This is a genomic window from Vibrio anguillarum, assembly GCF_001989995.2.
GTDB classification, from domain to species: Bacteria; Pseudomonadota; Gammaproteobacteria; order Enterobacterales; family Vibrionaceae; genus Vibrio; species Vibrio anguillarum.
This window is the reverse complement of the sequence record NZ_JAHGUP010000095.1, coordinates 22,110-42,716: the sequence shown is the minus strand read 5'-3', so window position 1 is coordinate 42,716 and position 20,607 is coordinate 22,110. Positions and strand designations below refer to the sequence as shown.

Annotated in this window: 14 protein-coding genes; 7 read left to right on the top strand and 7 right to left on the bottom strand. The window is 44.5% G+C overall.

The genetic code is table 11. The features are described 5' to 3' along the window. Positions 1–100 precede the first annotated feature (100 nt). The 5 genes from PL85_RS16535 to PL85_RS16515 all read right to left on the bottom strand — a co-directional run bounded on the left by PL85_RS16535 (position 101) and on the right by PL85_RS16515 (position 7,061). Positions 101–328, bottom strand: coding sequence for a hypothetical protein (locus PL85_RS16535; protein ID WP_013868195.1), 228 nt, complete (start codon positions 326–328; stop codon positions 101–103). Between the two features lie 215 nt (positions 329–543). Next, entirely contained in the window at positions 544–2,034 is a 1,491-nt protein-coding gene (gene putP / locus PL85_RS16530) for a sodium/proline symporter PutP (protein WP_017044927.1), read from the bottom strand. Between the two features lie 68 nt (positions 2,035–2,102). Then, positions 2,103–2,801, bottom strand: coding sequence for a 1-pyrroline-5-carboxylate dehydrogenase (locus tag PL85_RS16525; protein WP_017042347.1), 699 nt, complete (start codon positions 2,799–2,801; stop codon positions 2,103–2,105). A 21-nt stretch (positions 2,802–2,822) separates the two neighbouring features. Next, a complete protein-coding gene (gene putA / locus PL85_RS16520) occupies positions 2,823–5,945 on the bottom strand; it encodes a bifunctional proline dehydrogenase/L-glutamate gamma-semialdehyde dehydrogenase PutA (RefSeq protein WP_115339957.1) in 3,123 nt (1,040 codons plus the stop codon). Positions 5,946–6,236: 291 nt separating this feature from the next. Next, complete coding sequence (locus PL85_RS16515; protein WP_017042345.1) at positions 6,237–7,061, bottom strand: AraC family transcriptional regulator; 825 nt, start codon at positions 7,059–7,061, stop codon at positions 6,237–6,239. 426 nt (positions 7,062–7,487) lie between these two features. On the opposite strand from PL85_RS16515, the gene PL85_RS16510 reads away from it, so the two are divergent. From PL85_RS16510 to PL85_RS16500, 3 genes are all read left to right on the top strand, one after another. Next, complete coding sequence (locus PL85_RS16510; protein ID WP_026028446.1) at positions 7,488–8,591, top strand: PEGA domain-containing protein; 1,104 nt, start codon at positions 7,488–7,490, stop codon at positions 8,589–8,591. 156 nt (positions 8,592–8,747) lie between these two features. Further along, complete coding sequence (locus PL85_RS16505; RefSeq protein WP_115339958.1) at positions 8,748–10,568, top strand: SUMF1/EgtB/PvdO family nonheme iron enzyme; 1,821 nt, start codon at positions 8,748–8,750, stop codon at positions 10,566–10,568. A 310-nt stretch (positions 10,569–10,878) separates the two neighbouring features. Continuing rightward, a complete protein-coding gene (locus PL85_RS16500; protein WP_088729799.1) occupies positions 10,879–11,595 on the top strand; it encodes a helix-turn-helix transcriptional regulator in 717 nt (238 codons plus the stop codon). A 39-nt stretch (positions 11,596–11,634) separates the two neighbouring features. Here the strand turns inward: PL85_RS16500 and pdxH are convergent, their stop codons facing one another. Continuing rightward, a complete protein-coding gene (gene pdxH, locus PL85_RS16495) occupies positions 11,635–12,270 on the bottom strand; it encodes a pyridoxamine 5'-phosphate oxidase (protein WP_013868203.1) in 636 nt (211 codons plus the stop codon). Between the two features lie 297 nt (positions 12,271–12,567). Between pdxH and PL85_RS16490 the strand changes: the two genes are divergently transcribed. Genes PL85_RS16490 through PL85_RS16475 form a run of 4 tightly spaced genes read left to right on the top strand, consistent with a single transcriptional unit; the run spans position 12,568 to position 18,712 of the window. Then, positions 12,568–13,959 (top strand): HlyD family type I secretion periplasmic adaptor subunit, encoded by a 1,392-nt coding sequence (locus tag PL85_RS16490; protein WP_017046873.1) that lies wholly within the window; start codon positions 12,568–12,570, stop codon positions 13,957–13,959. A 44-nt stretch (positions 13,960–14,003) separates the two neighbouring features. Next, entirely contained in the window at positions 14,004–14,666 is a 663-nt protein-coding gene (locus PL85_RS16485) for a transglutaminase-like cysteine peptidase (protein ID WP_026027195.1), read from the top strand. Between the two features lie 5 nt (positions 14,667–14,671). Next, positions 14,672–16,582, top strand: coding sequence for a bifunctional diguanylate cyclase/phosphodiesterase (locus PL85_RS16480; RefSeq protein WP_094149265.1), 1,911 nt, complete (start codon positions 14,672–14,674; stop codon positions 16,580–16,582). 15 nt (positions 16,583–16,597) lie between these two features. Further along, positions 16,598–18,712, top strand: coding sequence for a type I secretion system permease/ATPase (locus PL85_RS16475; RefSeq protein ID WP_013868207.1), 2,115 nt, complete (start codon positions 16,598–16,600; stop codon positions 18,710–18,712). 81 nt (positions 18,713–18,793) lie between these two features. Here the strand turns inward: PL85_RS16475 and PL85_RS16470 are convergent, their stop codons facing one another. After that, a complete protein-coding gene (locus tag PL85_RS16470; protein ID WP_013868208.1) occupies positions 18,794–20,470 on the bottom strand; it encodes a DUF342 domain-containing protein in 1,677 nt (558 codons plus the stop codon). Positions 20,471–20,607 lie beyond the last annotated feature (137 nt).

Sequence of the window (20,607 nt, the reverse complement as noted above, 5' to 3'; positions counted from 1 at the left end):
ATGTGCACTAAATCAAACTTAGTCAGCCGAATAAAAGCAAAATTATCTTTTGAGCGAGAGGCGCACTACGCCAAAAACCTTAGCGCAGTGCTGGAAGTATTTAGAGAACGCGGACGCGTGAGAAGTCGGTGTGGCTTAATGTTGATGGGTGATTACATACTCGGCAAAAACCTTGCTTTTCCATTTTGTAATGAGGTTCACCTTGTATAATGAGCGCAAAAAACTTTTGAACACCTTGCCACGTTGAACAAGGTTCTGACTGACAGCGCTTCATCACGACTTTATGTGGTGTCTCTTTACGACAACAGGTGCAATAAGCTTTTGACATGGTCCAATAATCCCTACAATTTGCATCATTATTGATAATTGACACATTTTGCGCCTACAGGTTCATTTTCCTCAAACTTTAGTGTGTGTTTCGTGAGCTATCTTCAAAAAACGTCCATCCCAATCTCCTTATTTTCTGCTAAGCACACTACACAATCTAACCTGTACAAAAAAGCCCCTCAGAAAGGGGCTAGTTATTGAACAACGGTATGAATGTCAATCTAGTTCAACCAACTGCTTTTTAAAGGTCACGTGCTGTGCTCTCACGCTCTCTTCGGGTTCAGCTGTCGCTAAGCTCACCACAACGATCGCAAGTACAGAGAAAATGATCCCAGGAACAATTTCATACACATCAAACCAACCGCCAGACAGTTGTTTCCAAACCACAATTGTCACGCCACCAACAATAATGCCGGCTAGTGCACCATTGCGGTTCATTCGAGACCAATAAAGGCTCAATACCACTGCAGGGCCAAATGCGGCGCCAAAGCCCGCCCATGCATACGAAACTAAGCCGAGCACGGAACTATCTGGTGTCATGGCCAGCACTAACGCAACGATAGAAATTAGAATCACAGCAAAGCGGCCAACACGAACTATCTCCTCCGACGTTGCATCTTGCTTGATGACTTGCTTGTAAAAATCTTCCGCTAACGCAGAGGAAGAAACTAATAATTGCGAGTCAGCGGTACTCATAATTGCCGCAAGAATAGCCGCAAGCAAAATACCTGCAATAACTGGATGGAAAATCGCATTCACTAGCAGCATGAAGATTTTTTCACCATCTGCCAGCTCCAGCGAACCTGTGTTCGTCACATAAACAAGCCCAACTAAGCCAACTAATAGGGCTCCCGCCATGGATAAACCGGTCCAAATGACCGCAATACGACGTGCTGTGGTGAGATCTTTATTTGAGCGAGACGCTTTAAAACGCGCCAAAATATGGGGTTGACCAAAATAACCAAGCCCCCATGCCATTAATGAGATAATGGCAACGCCCGTTAACGGCTCACCTTTCACATCATGCCACAGCGTCAGTAGCTCTGGGTTGATTGCGGATAGATCTTGACTCAGTTGACCCAAACCACCGTTGATTGCCGCGATTGGCACAATCATTAATGCCGCTGCCATCAATAGGCCTTGCACTAAGTCAGTCCAAGAAACGGCTAAAAATCCACCAAACAGTGTGTAGGAGACCACACAAATGGTGCCAATAATAACTGCGGTTGAATAATCTAAACCAAATACCGTTTCAAATAGTTTACCGCCAGCCACAAGGCCAGAACTGGTATAAAAGAGGAAGAACAGCAAAATAAAGAAGGCTGAAATGGTTTGAATCAGTTTAGATTTATCATTAAAACGGCGTGATAAAAATTCAGGTAATGTTAATGAATCTGTCGTGATGCTATAAGTGCGCAAGCGCTTAGCATTCACTAACCAGTTAGCCCATGTGCCCAATAATAAGCCACCCGCTAGCCAGAAAGCCTCAATACCAGCGGCGTACGCGTAACCAGGTAAACCGAGCAATAACCAACCGCTCATATCAGATGCACCCGCCGATAAAGCCGCAGGCCAAGGGCCCAATGATCGCCCTCCTAAGAAATAATCTGCGGAGTTCTTCGTTCGAAGGTATGCGACCACACCAATAGCCAGCATCAAAATAAGATACAGGATAAAGGTGGTTGTAATAGCAAAGCTATTTTCCATTGTGTTTGTCCTCTTTAAAAGATCGCCTTCCATGTCCTCTTCCGAAGAAGAGGATAAAACAGAAAGGATTAATGGGTTTCGCTACCAAGCTCAAGCAAGGTCGCATTACCACCCACTGCTGTTATATTTATTGTGCGAGTACGCTCGGTAATAAAGCGCAACGATAAGTGAGGATCATGAGCCACGGGGATCGCGCTCAAGTCCGTTTCAGAAACTAGGCTGACAATCGCACCATTACGATCAGCTAGCTGACGGTTGAGGCTACGCTCAACCGAAGTGTTCCCAACGTAACCTACACTTCGAACGTCCGACGCCATCAACGGATGATAAGCATCAAAAGACGTAAACTGAATGAGATTAGTAGGGAGTGTTGACTGCTCAAATGCCGCTTGCAGTGTTCGAATCAACATCGCATCGTCACTACATAAGACGACGCTATTGCCTGCCACAAGAGCGGCACAAAGCTGAGCTGCCACCGCCTGTTGCGCTTTATCACTGTGTTCACCTTGGATGATCACAGCCACGCCCCGACCTGCGGTGTATAGCTCATTGGTTTCTCCAGTAGGACCGATCAATTGATGCGAATGCGCCAACAGCGCCGATGCCTGATGAAGATGGTAAGAAATCACTGTTGCCAGTTGTGGCATAGCGCTTTCTAGTAGATTTTTAAATGAAAGTAAGCACTCACATTTAGAATCAAAATCGGTGATATTCCAATTTTCCCATGCTGAAAAAGCGTCAGAAAAACGTGTTACTTGATGAACCATGCTAATTCTCCTGAGCCTTTATTACTGAGAAAATTCAGTTTGAGTAAAACGGTATAAGTAATGTGGGCCACCTGCCTTTGGTCCGGTACCAGAAAGCCCCTGCCCACCAAATGGTTGCACGCCCACCACCGCACCCACTTGATCACGGTTGATGTAACAGTTACCTACTCGGGCGTGTTTTTCTATCCAACGATACGTCGTTTCATTGCGGCTATGGATCCCCATGGTTAAACCAAAACCAGTTTGATTAATTTGCTGCACTACATCGGCCAGCTCACGCGCTTTAAAGCGCACGATATGTAAGATCGGCCCAAATTGCTCTTCGGTTAAGCAGTGAATATCTGAAATTTCAAAAGCCGCTGGCGGTACAAAATCGCCGTGTTGGCACTCCGAACCGAGTTCTAATTGCGCAACTTTGGTCTGTGTCTTGGTCATCTGTTCAATGTGAGAGAGCAACTTTTGTTTGGCTTTTTCATCAATAACAGGGCCGACATCTGTACTGTGGAGGTAAGGAAGACCAATCTTGAGCTCATTCATCGCACCATGAATCAAGCTGATGATGCGATCGGCAATATCCTGTTGAACAAATAGCACTCGTAATGCAGAGCAGCGCTGCCCGGCCGAAGCAAAGGCAGAACGAATCACATCTCTCACCACTTGCTCGGGTAAAGCCGTACTATCAACGATCATCGCATTTTGCCCACCCGTCTCTGCAATCAACGGCACTGGCGCGGCGTCACGTTGAGCAAGAGCTTGATTGATACGTTGCGCGGTCGCTGTTGATCCAGTGAACGCGACACCTGCAATGGCAGGGTGAGAAGTCAGCGCACTGCCAATTTCTGCACCACGTCCGGGTAACAATTGGATAACGCCAGCAGGAAAGCCAGCTTCCAACATCAGTTCCACGGCACGCGAAGCAATCAAACTGGTTTGTTCTGCGGGTTTGGCAACGACCGTATTACCCGCAACTAACGCTGCCGTGATTTGCCCAAGAAAAATCGCAAGAGGGAAGTTCCATGGGCTAATACACACGAAAACACCACGACCTTCACGACTCACTTTACGCTTTTCATTATCAAAACTCGTCACTTCAAAGGGTGTTAACGCGGAAACTTGTTTGGCGTAATAGCGACAAAAATCTACCGCTTCGCGGACTTCATCAATGCTATCGTGAATGGTTTTCCCTGCTTCGTGATGACAAATGGCGACCAGTTCAGCCAAGTTCTCTTCGAGTAAATCAGCAAGTTTATCAAGTTTGCCCGCGCGAACACTGTGCTCTTCTTGCTTCCAAGCAGCAAAGGATTGCTCCGCTATTGAGATAGCTTCGGAAACATGATCAAGGTTGGCAAATACCACTTGTCCAACATGCTTCCTACGGTCATACGGCGCAGCCACAACTTCCGGCGATGCCCCTGCCTTGATCATGCTTTCGAACTGAGCAACACCATTGATGATAGGAGAAGCATGCCACTGTTTACTGAGCCAACATTCTACTTTCGCTTCAAAAGGCGTTGCCTCACTTTCAATATCAATATTGACACCATAGGAATTAACGCGCTCGGCAAAGATGTGCGGTGGCAAAGGGATTTTGGTATTTGGTAAAGAATCAAACGAGAGCAACATATCGACAGGATGTTGCGTTAACGTATCAATAGGACAACGAGCATCAACTAAACGATGCACAAACGAACTGTTCGCACCATTTTCAAGCAATCTACGAACTAAATAAGGCAGTAAGTCTTTATGACTACCTACTGGAGCATAAATTCGCACCGATTGTTGATAGGCTTTCATTGCATGATGATAAAGAGCATCACCCATGCCATGCAGACGCTGGAACTCAAAATCTTTGTGTTGTGACATCACCGCAATCGCGGTCACGGTTTGTGCATTATGACTGGCAAATTGAGGGAAAATATGACCACGAACATCCTCGCTTAAAAGAAAACGAGCGCAAGCCAAATAGGCGACATCAGTAGCTTCTTTACGTGTGTATACCGGATAGTTGCTGTAGCCACTTTGCTGAGACCACTTCACTTCGCTATCCCAATACGCCCCTTTGACTAAACGCAGTGGGATCACATCACCTTGCTGTTTCGCCAACCCATTAAGCCAAACTAAAACGGGTAAAGCGCGCTTAGAGTAAGCTTGTACAACTAAACCAAATTTCCCCCACCCTTTCACGGGCTCACTGCGATATATCTTTTCAAATAGCTTTAATGACAGCTCTAAACGGTCTGCTTCTTCTGCATCAATAGTGATCGCCACATCCAGCTCGATAGCACGGGCTAAAAGCTGTAGCAGTGTGCTATAAAGCTCGCTCAGCACGCGCTCTTGATTAGCCACTTCATAACGCGGATGCAATGCAGAAAGCTTGATTGATACGGACGGTGCCGGGCTAGTTGATAAGCCATATTTCTCGCGGCCAACCGCCTCAATCGCCATCAAATAATCTTTGAAATATTTATTGGCATCGGCCGTGGTTAACGCCGCTTCACCGAGCATATCAAATGAATAGGTATACCCTTTATCACGCATAGGACGGCCATTTTTTTGTGCTTCTTCAATGGTTCGGCCTAGCACAAATTGGTGGCCCATCACCTTCATCGCTTGGTGCATCGCCTTACGAATCACTGGCTCAGAAAGCTTATTCACTAGACGATTAACCGCCTGCGTTGGACTAGTCGTATCCACATCAGCAAGGCCAATCACTTTACCAGTCAGCATCAACCCCCACGTGGACGCATTGACAAAGACAGAGTCAGAATTTTTCAGATGAGATTTCCAATCCGCAACGCTGAGGCGATCTTTAATAAAAGCATCCGCGGTTTCCGCATCGGGAATACGCATCAGAGCTTCAGCCAAACACATCAACAAAATACCTTCTTGCGTATCTAAACTGTACTCAAGTAATAAGGCATCGATCATTTGCACCGCTTTTTTGTCGGCTCGGATCGCTTCGATTAACTGGGTTGTTTTATTTAATATCGCCGATTTTTCTGATTCTGTAGCTGTTGCCAGCGGTAATAACTGCTTCAGCCATTGAGATTCGTCCACCATATAAAGTGGAGAGATCAGCGACCACAGCTTATCAAGCGGTTGCTCGATAAACTCTGCATTCAACACATCTGTTGCTGTAAACATGCGTTTTCCTCAATCTCACTCCCGAAAAAGGTCGGGTTTCCTGCAATGGCTGGCAGTGTATTTTGAGCGCGAGAAGAATACTTGTCAAAAACTCCGAGTTTTTTGCCAAAAACTCTGGCTATTAACAAAATAAAAACACAATCACATCAATTGACATCATGCACAAAGCAGAAAATAGCAACATTGTTTCCAAAATTTAACCAAAGGTGCACGTGTTGCCGATAGTTCAAGGCAAGCAATATAAAAATGATGTGGGAATTACAAACAAAAAAGAGGCAGGGATATAAAGAATTAGCGACGACACAATTTTCGGTATTGCGATGGAGAAATACCTTGCAAGCGAGTAAATGAATGAGTGAAGGTACTTTGTCCAGAAAAGCCCGTTAATTCCGCAATTTGACCAAAACTCAAACAACCTTGCTCAATCAAATCTTTTGCCATATCAATTCGTTTACCTAACAAATATTGATGAGGCGTGATCCCCATTTGCTCTTTGAACAACATATGAAATTGGCTTTCACCTAAATAAACGCGGCCCGCTAATTGAGCTACTGAAATTTTACGACCAAGGTGCAGATCGATATAACGATCAATCGCTTCAAGATCAAAACGAGACTCTTTGCGATGCGTTTCAAATACAGAAATATGGCGTTGCAGTAATGCCATAACGGTGTCATTGCAGGCACGGCTCAACAGTAAATCATCAGGGCTCGATTGCATCTCTTTAACTAGCAATTGGATCAGCTTTTGGATTTGCCCATCCAGCTGAAAGTAAATATCCGCATTCGACAACTCATTCATTTTTTGTAAAAGCAAAGGGTCATCTCCACAGGAGATTGGAAGATTAAGCACTAAAATATCCGACTGCCCAACGACACCACCAAACGCATGGCCAGTTCCAGAGGTAACGACACAACCTTGCCCCGGCCCCACCAAATTGCCTACACCCTGTACTTCAAACTCAGCTTGGCCTTTTAATCCGATAACGACTTGGGTATAACTATGATCATGACACTCCATGTACGAGGGTAATGTCACTAACTCTGCCGGCCTAGGCGACAAAACTTTGTCATTTTGTTGATAGTTAGATAGCTTAGCCGAAGAAAAGTCACTCATATTGCTGCATCATGGTTGAGGTTAGAAGCTGATGTTATAACAAAACTATCAGGAGCGAAAACAAAGCTGTATTTTTTTAAAAATTAAACATCAAAGTGCATATGAAGCTTAAGTTTAGGGGTGAAATGAGATCGATTTTTCAAAACGGAACAATGATCAAGTGCACATAAATTACGGTCAATGTGTGTTCAATCCCAAAACCCCTAAATAGATCGAAAATAGAGACTTGCATATTTCGCTATTAGGCTCAAAATGAAGATGCACAATTATAAAATTTACAAAATCAGTCACCTAGTAATAGATTTAAGTGAATTTTGCTATTGTTCGGAATAAATTTTGCATTATGAATACAGCTTATCCATTAAAGCTGTCAAAAGTTTGTCTTTCCCACTTTTGTGGTTAAACGTTAATTTGTTGCAGGGACCTATGATCACACGTCGCATCCCAGCGCTATTGCTTGCGCTAAGCCCTTTTTGGGTATCTGCATCGGTGTACGCGGAAGAAGTTATTCAGGTAGATCCTGTCACCGCTATCGATGAAAAAATGACTACTAAACAGACGGAAATCGACGCGATTTCTGCAGAATACGAAGCAGAGGGAGCCAAGCTTCAACAACTTAAAAATGAACATGTTCGTATTAAACGAGAAAGTGAAGAACTTGATGCTAAACGCAATCGAGCCAAGTCTGCTTTGGACAAACAATATAGCCGTCTTTTAGATGATCCAGACACAGATTTAGCCTCGTTTCAAAAGAAGTACCAAGAAACATGGGCATCAGTGAAGCAGAACCAAGCTGAAGGCCTTGAGAATAATCAAGCGATGACCGAAGTTGAAATGCGCTTGTCTCAAATCAAACAGAAGCAAGCTCGTCTCAGTAATGAGTATGCGAATCTCGAAGAGTCGCGTATTGAAGCTAGGGTCAAACGTCTCGAAGCCGAACTGCGTGAAAGTAGTGTTCTTGAAACTGGCTATAAAACCACCTGTTCAACGACAATGACACTCGGTGAGTGTTCAAATCAGGGACAGCACCTTACCAAACAAAAAGCGGTAAAAACGTTTCGGGCCAAGTTGCTTGATGACCTAACCGAATCGGTCATTGCCAAGCAAAACCTGAAAGGCGTGGAACTTAATATCCATGTACAAGATAGCCAAATTATTCGCAGTGGTTTTGAAGGCAACAACGAATACTTCACCCAAATGCAAGCTCAGCTTCAAGCGAAACCAGAAGCGGTGGCTGCGTGTAAACTGCTTAACGTGTCAACTCGATACTGTTTGAAAGGCGGCGTGTCTGAAGGTACGCAAAAAAATGACAAACAGTGGGCAAATGTGACCGTAAGGTCGGATCAATACAACGATGCCGTAACCATCAACGGTATTAACTACGGCAGTACACCTGTTGAGATTGTTTTGCCCAATGGCCGCCACCAAGTTACCGTCTCTAAAGATGGCTACGAAACCTACAACCGGGTATTAACAATTAACGGCAATGATACGGTTTGGATAAAGCTAAGACCGAATAAAGAGGGTTAATTACCTCAAAAAAACTCTGTTTTTCTGTCGTAATTCACAAAGATGCGGTTAAAACGCCATTTTGTCATTAAGTTATTGAAAGATGACTTCAGACAAAATGGTGTTTTCGTTTAGAATAGACACAATGAACTAATAACTTAACTGAAGTAGATAATAATGCGACAAGGTTTACCCGCTCTCTTATTAGCACTTTCGCCTTGCTTAGTGGCAACATCGACGATGGCAGAAGGAACGCCTTCCTCAGTAATTGCCATTGATGATGCGTTGTTTACTAAACAGTCCGAATTACAGGCAGCCCAGAAGGCCACCCATGAACAACAAGTGGTTGTGAACAACCACAACAGTGAGTTAGACAGGCTAACAAAGCAAGCCCAACTCTTTGATAAGGCACTTGCAAAAGCAAAAACTGACTTAGAACGCGATTACATGAAAATGATTGATGATCCTGAACTGGACATCATGCCTTCACAAAATGCCTACCAAGCAGCTTGGGCTAATGTAAAGCAGAATCAAAAAAACCGTTTAGAAGTTGAGCAAAAACGCCAAGAGTCAGAAGCACTGCTGGCACAAAAAAGGGCCGAGCAGAACACGGTCAGCAAAAATATCAATGAGCTAGAACAGCATAAATTACGCGCGCGAGTTGAGCGCTTAAGAGATGAACTCAAACAGAGTAGCACCGAGAAAGTTAGCTTTACTAACGCTTGTAGTGCCGATATGACATTGGCTCAATGCTCGAAACAGACCACTGACTTAGCGCTCCAGAAAGCGGTAAACCAGTATCAAACCAAGTTAATAGAGGCCACAAGTGAGGCCAAGCTCGTCCAACAACATCTGGCCAATGTCTCTTTTAATATTCATGTACTGCGCCATAAAACCGTAGATTCAGGTTTCTACAATGGCAATAAGTACAAAGCCGTACTAGATGTTCAGCTTGATGCAAGACCGGATGAAAACACACCATGTCGGTTGCTGAATGTCGAATCACAATACTGTTTCGCCCCAGGCGAATACTCAGCCAATACAGAAAAACAGAAAGAAATTGCTTGGGTTACCCTATCGATTCGCTCGAACCAATACAGTGATAAAGTCTCTATCGATAATGTGAACTATGGCAGTACTCCCGTCGAAGTGATGCTTCCAGTGGGACCGCACATGATTACGATTGAGAAAGAAGGGTATTACTCATTTAATCAAGAGCTGAAAATTACCTCAGATCATACATTAAGAGCGAACCTACGAGAAAAAGACAACCTACTTAAACCTGGACATAAATTTGCTGATTCCCTCAAAGGGGATATTAAAGCTCCTGAGTTAGTCACTTTGATCTCAGGCGAATATTTGATTGGCGAGCACGCATCGAAACAAGTTTTCCTTGATCATGCTTTCGCAATTGGTTCAACCCCCGTAACTGTGGGTCAATTTGAAACCTTTGTGAACCAAACCACCTACCAAACTGATGCTGAGCTACAAAAACTGTGCACAGCAGTCGCCGAATCTGAAATTACCCCGATTGCAGGTAGCTATTGGCGCGACCCTGGTTTTAAGCAGTTGAGCAACTCGCCAGTGGTGTGTATTAGCCAAAATGATGCGAAGGCCTATACTCGCTGGCTAAGTAAGGAAACTGGCTATAAATACCGTTTGCCGACTGAAGAAGAGTGGGAAATTGCCGCTCGCGCTGGTACACAAACAGACTATTGGTGGGGAGATGATTTCGGAACTGGGAAAGCGAATACTGGCTGGAGTGGTACACCTTGGTCAAATAAAAGCACCTCTCCTGTGAAGTCTTTCGCTCCCAATGGCCTAGGCCTTTATGATGTTGTCGGTAACGTGTGGGAATGGACAAATGACTCAAGAGGTCAAGCAAAAGGTGGAGCATGGAGCTTCTCCCCTGCAACGGCGGCGGCTTATGGTAATTTGTTTATTGCTCCTGCTACTTCGGCAAATTATGTTGGCTTCAGGGTCATTAGGGAACTTTAGGTAAGCTGAACTAGCCCAACCATTTATATAACAAAGGGGGGAATTCCCCCCTTTGTTATTGCACTCTCGTCGTCTAAAGTGGTGTTGAATATCAAACACGTTTGATATTTGATATCCATGTGGTATCCCTATGAATTTGCAACACCCTCGCAGCATTCATAGAACCTCTTCTACTCGTCGACAAGAAGCAATTCTTGTATTTATGCCAGCCCTTCTTCAGGCTGGCTTTTTTTATGTTCAAATGCCGCTATGGATTACAACCCGCCATGCCATTGGTATTATATCAATATCATTGTTAGGAGAACCCGCTATGGTCAATTTCCTCAGCGCAGAACAAATTTCATTGTTTCAACAGCTTCCGGGATATTGGGGTTGCAAAGATCTTAATTCGGTTTTTGTTTACGCAAACAATGCTTATGGCAAATTAATTGGTGTTAGTGATGCAAAACAGTGCATTGGATTAACTGACTTTGAAATGCCAAGCCCGACAACCGCTTGCGCCGCAGAATTCCAGCAACAAGATCGCTGTGTAATCTCCACAAAAAAACCGTTAAAAGTGCTGGATATCCACCCCTATGCTGACGGTTCTTGGCGCGCTCATATTTTCACCAAAACCCCATGGTTCAACGCACAAGGTGAGGTTCAAGGTACAATTTTTTTCGGGCAAGAGCTAACTGATACCGCTATTTTGGAAGTAGGCCATTGGATATGCCGAGCAACAGGTTTAACGACCACACAGCATTCCACAGGTGTTCTAGAGCCCATTTCCGAGCCCCTAACCACGAGAGAATCTGAAGTTCTTTTTCTTCTGCTTTACGGAAAAAAGCCCAAACACATTGCTCGGGTGATGAAGATTTCGATAAAAACAGTGGAAGGCTATGAAGCAAAATTGCGACATAAATTTGCAGCCCACAGTAAAGAGCAACTTATCGATATGGCTCTAGACCAAGGTTATGGCTCAAATATCCCCAAGACCTTGCTCAAAACGCAATTATCCGTGGTACTCAATAGTGAATGCCCCATATAAATGAGGCATTCATTGCGACTGACTTTTAACAAGTAGGCCTTATGGTGCTAAACGTTCAGCGTCCCATTGTTGATCATGTTGCGTAAACAAGAAGCGATCATGCAAACGATGCTCACCACCTTGCCAAAATTCTATCGATTCAACTTTAACGCGATATCCTCCCCAAAAACTCGGAACTGGGATCTCACCTTGTTCAAATTTCTTTTTTAACTCCAAGTATTTACCTTCCAAAATACCACGAGCTGAGATACGGCTGCTCTGGCGGCTCGCTATCGCGGCAATTTGGCTATCTTTAGGACGAGAAGTAAAATATTTCATGTTTTCAAAAGCCGACAATTTTTCAGCCGTTCCTGTGATGTGCACTTGTCTCTCTAATGGGTGCCAAGGAAAGTGCAAGCTGACTTTATTGTTGTGTTCAATATGCTGTGCTTTGCGACTGCCTAAATTGGTGTAGAAAACAAAACTGTCTTTTTCGACATTTTTTAATAGCACTATACGTTGGAAAGGTTGTCCATTTTCATCAACCGTTGCCACTGTCATCGCTGTGGGATCGGTAAGACCGGCATCAATGGCCTGTTGCAGCCAAAGGTTAAACTGCTCAATGGGATTTGAAAGCAAATCTTTGCGTCTTAAACCGCCTTTTATGTATTCGCGGCGGATGTCTGAAAGTTCCATCTCTGCTCCTTATGAAATTTTTGACGATTGTGCGCCTATCATCGTCATAACTCAAGAGTGCTAAGGTTCAACAAAATCAGTAATTCACAGCTAAACTCTGTAGAACGTACGCAATAGGAAGTACAATCAATTCAAATGGTGAATAGTAATCTCATGATGAGTGGCAAATCCTTAACATTTTGCTAGACAAGTAATAAAATCAAGCAACTATACCCAAACAACTTACAGTTGTAGCCTCCCTCTACAGCTTTAAGTAGAAAAGGGAAATACACTACGATTAGGCGCAAAGGATAAGCGATGAGCAACAAGAGTTATAACAAACTCTCTTCGACAGAATTGGAGTACGTAGACGACAAAACGGCGGCTCTGCTACTGAACACGCCCAACAGTGCACGCGTGATGCTCTGGGTTATGGTCTGTTTTTTTCTCTTAGCCATCGTCTGGGCCTCATGGGCACAGGTCGACAAAGTGACAGTTGGACAAGGCAAAGTCGTTCCGTCATCGCAAGTTCAAGTGGTTCAAAACTTGGAAGGAGGCTTAGTCAAACAGATATTGGTTCGCGAAGGTGAACGAGTGCAAAAAGGCCAACAACTGTTATTAATTGATGACACACGTTTCCGCTCAGACTACCGCGAACGTGAACAACAAGTCGCTAACCTTACCGCCAGTGTTCTACAGCTATCCGCTTCCATTACTAGCGTGATGATTAACGAAGAAATTGATGATGACAACTGGCAAAATAGCGTCAAAATTGACTATAACAAACTCGCCTTTCCACCGCTGTTAACAGACAACCAACCCGATTTAGTTAATAGACAAAGGGCCGCCTACCGGCAAGATCTTAATAACTTACGCAACCAACTTTCTCTTTTAGATCAACAAGTCAAACAGAAACTACAAGAGTTGGTTGAAATACAAGCGCGCGTGAAAAATTTACGCCAAAGTTATGATTTTGCGAATAAAGAGCTTGAGATCACTAGACCTTTAGCAGACGAAGGTGTCGTGCCACGAATTGAGCTGCTGAAACTACAGCGCCAAGTAAACGATACTCGCCGTGAAATGACCACCAGCGAGCTTAACATCCCAGTATTAAAATCAGCGATTCGCGAAGCGGTGCTCAACCGTATTGATGCGGCTCAAAAGTTTCGCTCACAGCAGCAAGACAAACTGAACGAAGCCCAAGATAGACTTTCAGCAATCACAGAATCAGCCGTCGGGCTTGAAGATAAGGTAAATCGCACTGTTGTGCTATCGCCTGTGACAGGAACGATTAAGACGCTTTACGTCAACACCGTTGGCGGTGTTATCCAGCCCGGTATGGATATTGTTGAAGTAGTCCCAACAGAGGATACCTTGCTTGTTGAAGCGCAAATTGCCCCACAAGACATCGCCTTCTTAAGACCAGAGTTGCCCGCCATCGTAAAATTCAGCGCCTATGATTTCACCAAATATGGCGGCTTGGAAGGGACACTTGAGCATATCAGTGCCGACACAACTCAAGATGAAGAAGGCAAAAGCTATTATTTAGTCCGAGTAAGGACCAATCAAACCAGCTTAGGGCATGATGCTAACCTGCCTATCATCTCAGGAATGACGGCCTCTGTTGATATTATTACGGGTAAACGAACCGTGATGGATTATCTACTAAAGCCCATACTCAGTGCACAAAAAAATGCGCTAAGAGAATAAGGTTCACTTATGCTTTTTAATATATTCATGATTGACGGTTTTTGATGAAGTTTTGGCTGCCATTGGTTTTATTGCTATTTATGCCCTCATCCCCCCAAGCGCTCAACACCAAAGAGCAGCAGTGGGTCGATGCGGTCGCGCTTACCTATGGCACAAGAGCGGGAAAACGCGTCGAAACATGGCGCAAAGAAATTGCCAAGCACCAAAATGCTCCCGAACGTGACAAATTGACCGAAATAAATCGATTTTTCAATCAGCTGTACTTTGTTAATGATATCGATTTATGGGGGAAAAATGACTACTGGGCGACACCACTTGAGTTTCTAGGAAGCAACGCAGGGGATTGCGAAGATTTCACAATTGCGAAGTACTTCTCCCTGCTTGAACTGGGTATCGATGATAAAAAGTTGCGCCTCGTGTATGTTAAAGCCATTGAATTAAATCAGTTTCATATGGTTCTTGCGTACTATTCAACACCCAATGCCGAGCCCTTAATTTTAGACAATATAAACCCTGAGATTAAGCCAGCATCAACACGCCGTGATCTGTTACCGATCTACAGCTTTAACGGTAAAAATTTATGGCTAATGAAATCCAAAAATGGCCAGCTTGCAGGAGACTCTTCACGATTAAGTCTTTGGAATGACTTACGTGAACGGGAACGCTCGCTAAAATTGAATAAACCAATTGTAAGTTACGATGAGTAAGTAATATGACGCTATATAAACAACTTGTCGCGGGAATGATTGCCGTCTTCATTATGCTGATGACTTCAGTCTTTATTATTGAATTCAATACGACCCGCAACAACTTAGAGCAGCAGCAGCGCTCTGAAGTCAACAACACCATCAACACCGTCGGTTTGGCGCTGGCACCTTATTTGGAGAAGAAAGATAAGATTGCGGTTGAGTCGGTTATCAATGCCTTGTTTGATGGCAGCTCTTACTCAGTCGTACGATTGATTTTTCTAGACGATGACGAAGAGATTCTGCGATCTTACCCTGTAAAACCTAATAACGTTCCGCAATGGTTTACCAATTTACACCTGTTTGCACCGATCCATGATCAACGCGTTGTAACCAGTGGTTGGATGCAGCTTGCTGAAGTCGAAATTGTCAGCCACCCTGGCGAGGCCTATGCGCAATTATGGAAGGCGCTGATTCGGCTACTTATCGCGTTTAGCGCTATTTTTGTGATTGGCCTTGCCGCCATCGCTTTCATTCTGAAGCGCGCTTTACGCCCGCTGCAGATGATTGTCGAAAAAATGGAGCAAGTCGCACGCAACCATTTTGGTGAACCGCTACCGCGGCCAGCGACCAAAGATCTGATTTATGTAGTTGATGGTATCAATAGCATGTCAGCGCAGGTTGAAAAAGCGTTCAAAGCTCAGGCGCAAGAAGCGCAGCAACTGCGTGAGCGTGCTTATATTGACCCAGTTTCTCAACTTGGCAACCGCGCCTATTACATGAGTCAACTCAGTAGTTGGCTATCAGAAAGTGCCATAGGTGGCGCTGCTATTTTGCAAGCAGAGTTTATCAAAGAGCTTTACGAAGAAAAGGGTTATGAAGCAGGCGATGGTATGGTGCGCCATTTGGCTGAGCATCTAAAAGTGTCGATTACTTCACCTGATGTGACTCTGGCACGCATTTCTACCGAAGAGTTTGGCTTTATTTTGCCCAACATGGAAGAGAGTGAACTCAAAATCATCGCTGATAGTATTATGAATTTTGTGCAAGACACTCTAGCCGACCCAACTGGCATGGCATCAGCTAAAGTCTCTTTAGGTGTTGTTCATAATAAAGAACCAAAATCTTCAACACAGTTACTTTCCTTGCTCGACAACGCGTTAGCCATTGCAACTGCAAATCCAGAGCTGATTTACGGCTTTGTCAGCAGTGAAACCAAACAAACTGTGATGGGTAAACAGCAATGGAAAGCATTGGTTGAAGAAGCTATCCATAACGATTGGTTCAGTTTCCGTTTGCAGTCAGCCAATAATAGCTGGGGACAAACTTTCCACCGCGAAGTTTTTTCAGCGATTGAGCACGATGGCAAACGCTACAGCGCTAACCAATACTTATTTGCACTCGACCAACTCAATGCCAGCCATATTTTTGATGAATATGTTATTGAAACGATGATTCACAAGCTCGAAACGGGAGAGATAGCCGAACCATTAGCCATTAATATCGCTCAAAGCAGCCTTTCTCAACCCAGTTTTATTCGTTGGGTCACTCAGACTCTGGCGAAGCATCGCTCTATCTGTGAGAACCTACACTTTGAAATACCGGAAAACGCATTCCTCAACGCCCCTCACCATACGGCGCTATTTTGTAATGCCATAAGAGCAGCCGGCGCAGACTTTGGTGTCGATAACTATGGCCGGAATTTCCAATCATTAGACTACATCAACGAGTACCGTCCAAAATACGTGAAACTCGATTATCTATTTACTCACCATCTCGACGATGAAAAGCAAAAGTTCACCTTAACGTCGATTTCTCGCACAGCACACAATTTAGGAATCACCACAATTGCGTCAAGGGTAGAAACGCAAACTCAACTTGATTTCCTTTCCGAGCATTTTATAGAAGTCTTCCAAGGCTTTATTGTGGATAAATAAAAAAGGTCAGATGTAATGCAAGACACGCTACTCAATTCGCTTATCTATGTGAGTCGTTATTATGGATTGGCGAATTCCCCAGAAGCACTGATCAACGGCCTACCTTTATCAGATGGGAAACTGACGCCTTTTCTCTTTCCTCGAGCAGCCGAAAGAGCGGGGTTAATCGCCAAGGAAAATCGCTCAGCATTGGATCAAATCCCAAAGTTGGTTTTCCCCGTTATCTTAATTTTAAAAGGCGGTGAGGCCTGTGTGCTCAGCAGCATCAACGAAGCGAATCAAGAAGCTGAGGTCGTCACTGCGGAGTCTGGTCTAATCCCCGTAGCTATTCCCTTAGAGGAACTGACTGAACGCTATATTGGCCGCTACTTCATGGTGAAAAAACAGTTTCGCTATGACGAGCGATCACCAGAAATATTAAAGACCCGTGATGGCCACTGGTTTTGGGGTACGTTATGGCAGTCAAAGCACATTTATCGCGATGTGTTGATCGCTTCCATTTTAATCAATTTGTTTGCCATTGCGGCACCAATGTTCAGCCGTTTAGTGTATGACAAAGTCGTGCCTAACCTTGCGTTTGAAACCTTGTGGGTATTAGCGAGCGGGATTTTTGTGATCTTCTTATTCGATCTGCTCCTCAAACTACTTCGCAGTTATTTTATTGATGTAGCGGGCAAAAAATCTGACATTCTGATCTCTTCCAAGCTCTTTAGTAAAGTGATGGGGATCAGAATGGAGTCTCGTCCTCCTTCTGTCGGTGCGTTTGCACGACATTTACAAGAGTTCGAATCCATACGCGAATTCTTTACCTCAGCAACCATCTCATCATTGATTGACCTGCCATTTGCACTGCTCTTTTTAGTGCTGATCTGGCTAATGGCAGGCAGCTTAGTGCTGGTACCTATCGCTGGTGTACTGATCATTGCTATCTATTCTCTGCTCATCCAAGCACCTCTACGACGGGCGATTGAAGAGGGCTCTCGACTGGCATCACAAAAATACGCCAACCTGATTGAAAGTTTAGCTGGACTTGAAACGGTGAAACTCTTTGGCGCTCAAAGTCAGTTTCAATATCGCTGGGAAGAAGCGGTCGCGCACATGGCGAACTGGAACATTAAAAGCCGTAGAATTACTGATGGTATTCAAAATACTGCCGGCTTTGTTCAGCAAGCCGCGAACGTTGGCATGATCATCTTAGGCGTCTATCTGATATCCAACGGCGATTTAACTATGGGTGGGCTCATCGCCGCAACCATGCTCAGCGGCCGTGCGATTGGCCCAATGGTGCAACTATCATTACTTTCAACACGCTACAACCAAGCCAAATCGTCCTTAAAAATCATTGAGCAAGTGATGCAAATGCCCGATGAGCAAGAAGAAGGTAAACGCTATATTCATCGTCCGATTGTTCAAGGTAAAATTGAGCTAGACAAAATCACTTTTCACTACCCTAATGCGCCTGTTGCATCAATACGTGACTTAAGTATAACGATTCATCCGGGTGAAAAAGTAGCGATCATAGGCCGCATCGGCTCAGGGAAGACCACCTTAGAGCGCCTTATCATGGGGTTATATCAACCGACCGAGGGGAATGTTCGCATTGATGACACCGATATCGCGCAACTGCATCACATTGATGTGAGACGTAATATTGGTTGCGTACCTCAAGACAGCAACCTATTTTACGGTTCAATTCGCGATAACATCACGCTCGGGCGTCCCTTAGTTGATGATAGAGATGTGATGGATGCCGCTAACCGAGCGGGAGTTACCGCGTTCACACAGCAAGACCCTGCGGGGTTAGAACGACAAGTGGGTGAAGGCGGCTTGCTGTTGTCTGGTGGTCAGAGGCAAGCGGTAGCCATTGCTCGTGCACTGCTCGGACGCCCACCCGTTTTGCTACTTGATGAGCCCACCAGCGCCATGGACAATCGCTCTGAAATGCACATCAAACATCAACTGTCTCAATTGACGCCAAGTGAGACGTTAATATTAATTACTCATAAAACGTCAATGCTCGATGTGGTTGATCGCGTCATTGTGATGGAGAAAGGCTGTGTCATTGCCGATGGTCCTAAATCGATGGTGTTAAACGATCTCAAACAGGGCAAAGTGAGATCAGTGCAATAGCTACCTTACTAGAAATAGCATAATCAGCAAAAAACGAGGCAAAATGCCTCGTTTTTTGCTTAGCACTCTGAGATAAGAATGTTAGATCCCTCCGACATCTTCATCTTCAAGCATCGAAGCACATTTAATCTCATACTGGTTAAATGAGAAGATACTAGCGCCATGAGCCCGCTTGGTGATGATCCGCTCATCATCAAATTGCACCGACACATGGGTATAAACTTTATTTTTGACTTCGATCGTATTCATTTCGAGCAATTGCTCAAATTCCTCTCCCAGCATATCCAACGCCAATTTTGCTTTTTCTAAACGATCATTAGTCTGTTTCTTAAATTCATCAATTTTTAGCAGTTCCTCTTCCAAGCGTTCCGCTTTAGGCTTTTTCTTAAATTCAATCTCACGGCGGATCACTTCCATCGTCGCTTCTTGCGCTTGTTTATAATGCTCTTTGTGTTTCGCGACCCGTTCTTTATACACAGCATAACGAGCAAAAGCCTGCACAGCCGTGGCGGTATCGCCTTCAACGCCTAGATTGAAGCAAACGATCTTACCACCAACTTTCGCGTGGCCACCGCTGAGTGTGCCTTGCTTCTCTTTACTATCTAATACTTTTAGATCATTGCCACAGCGCAATTCATTGCTCATGCTGTGAACCGCTAAATTGATGTCATCTGCCGCTTGCAGTTCGCTAAATTGAGCATAGTTAGCCGTGATAGAGCCTCCTGATTTGATAATGCATGTTCTTGCTTCATCATCAAACACCGTATGGCCAATAATGCCTTTACCAACATCAATATTACCTTGGGCTTGAACATCAGCAGACTCAACAAACCCACCGATGGTGATTGAGCCCGTCGCTCTCACGATCATCCCAGGCTCGACATCGCCCGTGATGACAACACATCCTTTAAATTTCACGTGGCCAGTCGCTACACTGACGTTGTTTAAACATAAAGCGTTATCGACATCAACCGTTTTACTTTTCAGGATAGGCATGCCCGCTTGACTGGCCAGTAGCACATTCGGGTCATTGGGTGAGATGTAAGACCCCTTTCCTGCAACTAAGGCCGAGTCTTTACCTGGTTTAGGATCCAGCACTTTTCCCTGCACGGTATAGCCTGGCGTTCCTTTTGTTGCAGGAATTCGACGCATCACTTCATCATCTTGACCAACAGTGATGGTTTCACCTAAGTTGCGCATATCAATTTTGTTCTGTCCTTGCTTTTTGGTCGGTGCTAACACGCGCTTACTGACATCCTCAACCAAAGGAACAAATTGTGCGTCTTTACCTTGAATGGGTTCGCGCCCCTGCGCAACAGGTTGAGTGTATACTTCCCCTGGCTTCAAGGTATTACTTACCATTAACACTTTCTTTAAAGCCAGTTTGTTGATGCCTTTTGTCACGTGGGAATGAGCCAATGCATACACCAACTCACTACCGCGCAATGCTCTGCCCCCGTATGCACCCGTCACGACCATGCTGGCTAACATATCTCGATCACTAAATTCAATCTCAACCGAAGCGTTCTTCTTCTCTGCAATGGTGATTCCAGAGAATGCTTCACCCTTCCCCTCTTTTGCACAGTTGATAAAGCGGGTAACTTCAGTTTCATTTAAGAAAAATGTCGATGCAGATAACTCAAACAATGCTTCTTTCAAGCCTGCTTGGTCAAAATTTTTGTCGATGGACTCTGTCCCAGGCAGCTGGGCAATGACTTGTTTTTTGTCCTCTGAAAGCGAAATTAAGCGTTTCCACATACTACTTAACCCATATGGTTAGATTCCGTTCGTATGGCAGTGTATACAATTTACAGTATGGACTAAATCTTTAGGCAACCAAATTAAGGGCTACATCACTTAGTCACGACGAAACGAACCACATAACCTAAAAATAA

Coding starts and splice junctions, on each gene's coding strand:
- PL85_RS16510 (WP_026028446.1), top strand. CDS start 7,488: ATGATCACACGTCGCATCCCAGCGCTATTGCTTGCGCTAAGCCCTTTT.
- PL85_RS16485 (WP_026027195.1), top strand. CDS start 14,004: ATGAAGTTTTGGCTGCCATTGGTTTTATTGCTATTTATGCCCTCATCC.
- PL85_RS16515 (WP_017042345.1), bottom strand. CDS start 7,061: ATGAGTGACTTTTCTTCGGCTAAGCTATCTAACTATCAACAAAATGAC.
- putA (WP_115339957.1), bottom strand. CDS start 5,945: ATGTTTACAGCAACAGATGTGTTGAATGCAGAGTTTATCGAGCAACCG.
- PL85_RS16490 (WP_017046873.1), top strand. CDS start 12,568: ATGAGCAACAAGAGTTATAACAAACTCTCTTCGACAGAATTGGAGTAC.
- PL85_RS16475 (WP_013868207.1), top strand. CDS start 16,598: ATGCAAGACACGCTACTCAATTCGCTTATCTATGTGAGTCGTTATTAT.
- PL85_RS16505 (WP_115339958.1), top strand. CDS start 8,748: ATGCGACAAGGTTTACCCGCTCTCTTATTAGCACTTTCGCCTTGCTTA.
- PL85_RS16480 (WP_094149265.1), top strand. CDS start 14,672: ATGACGCTATATAAACAACTTGTCGCGGGAATGATTGCCGTCTTCATT.
- PL85_RS16470 (WP_013868208.1), bottom strand. CDS start 20,470: ATGTGGAAACGCTTAATTTCGCTTTCAGAGGACAAAAAACAAGTCATT.
- putP (WP_017044927.1), bottom strand. CDS start 2,034: ATGGAAAATAGCTTTGCTATTACAACCACCTTTATCCTGTATCTTATT.
- PL85_RS16535 (WP_013868195.1), bottom strand. CDS start 328: ATGTCAAAAGCTTATTGCACCTGTTGTCGTAAAGAGACACCACATAAA.
- PL85_RS16500 (WP_088729799.1), top strand. CDS start 10,879: ATGGTCAATTTCCTCAGCGCAGAACAAATTTCATTGTTTCAACAGCTT.
- PL85_RS16525 (WP_017042347.1), bottom strand. CDS start 2,801: ATGGTTCATCAAGTAACACGTTTTTCTGACGCTTTTTCAGCATGGGAA.
- pdxH (WP_013868203.1), bottom strand. CDS start 12,270: ATGGAACTTTCAGACATCCGCCGCGAATACATAAAAGGCGGTTTAAGA.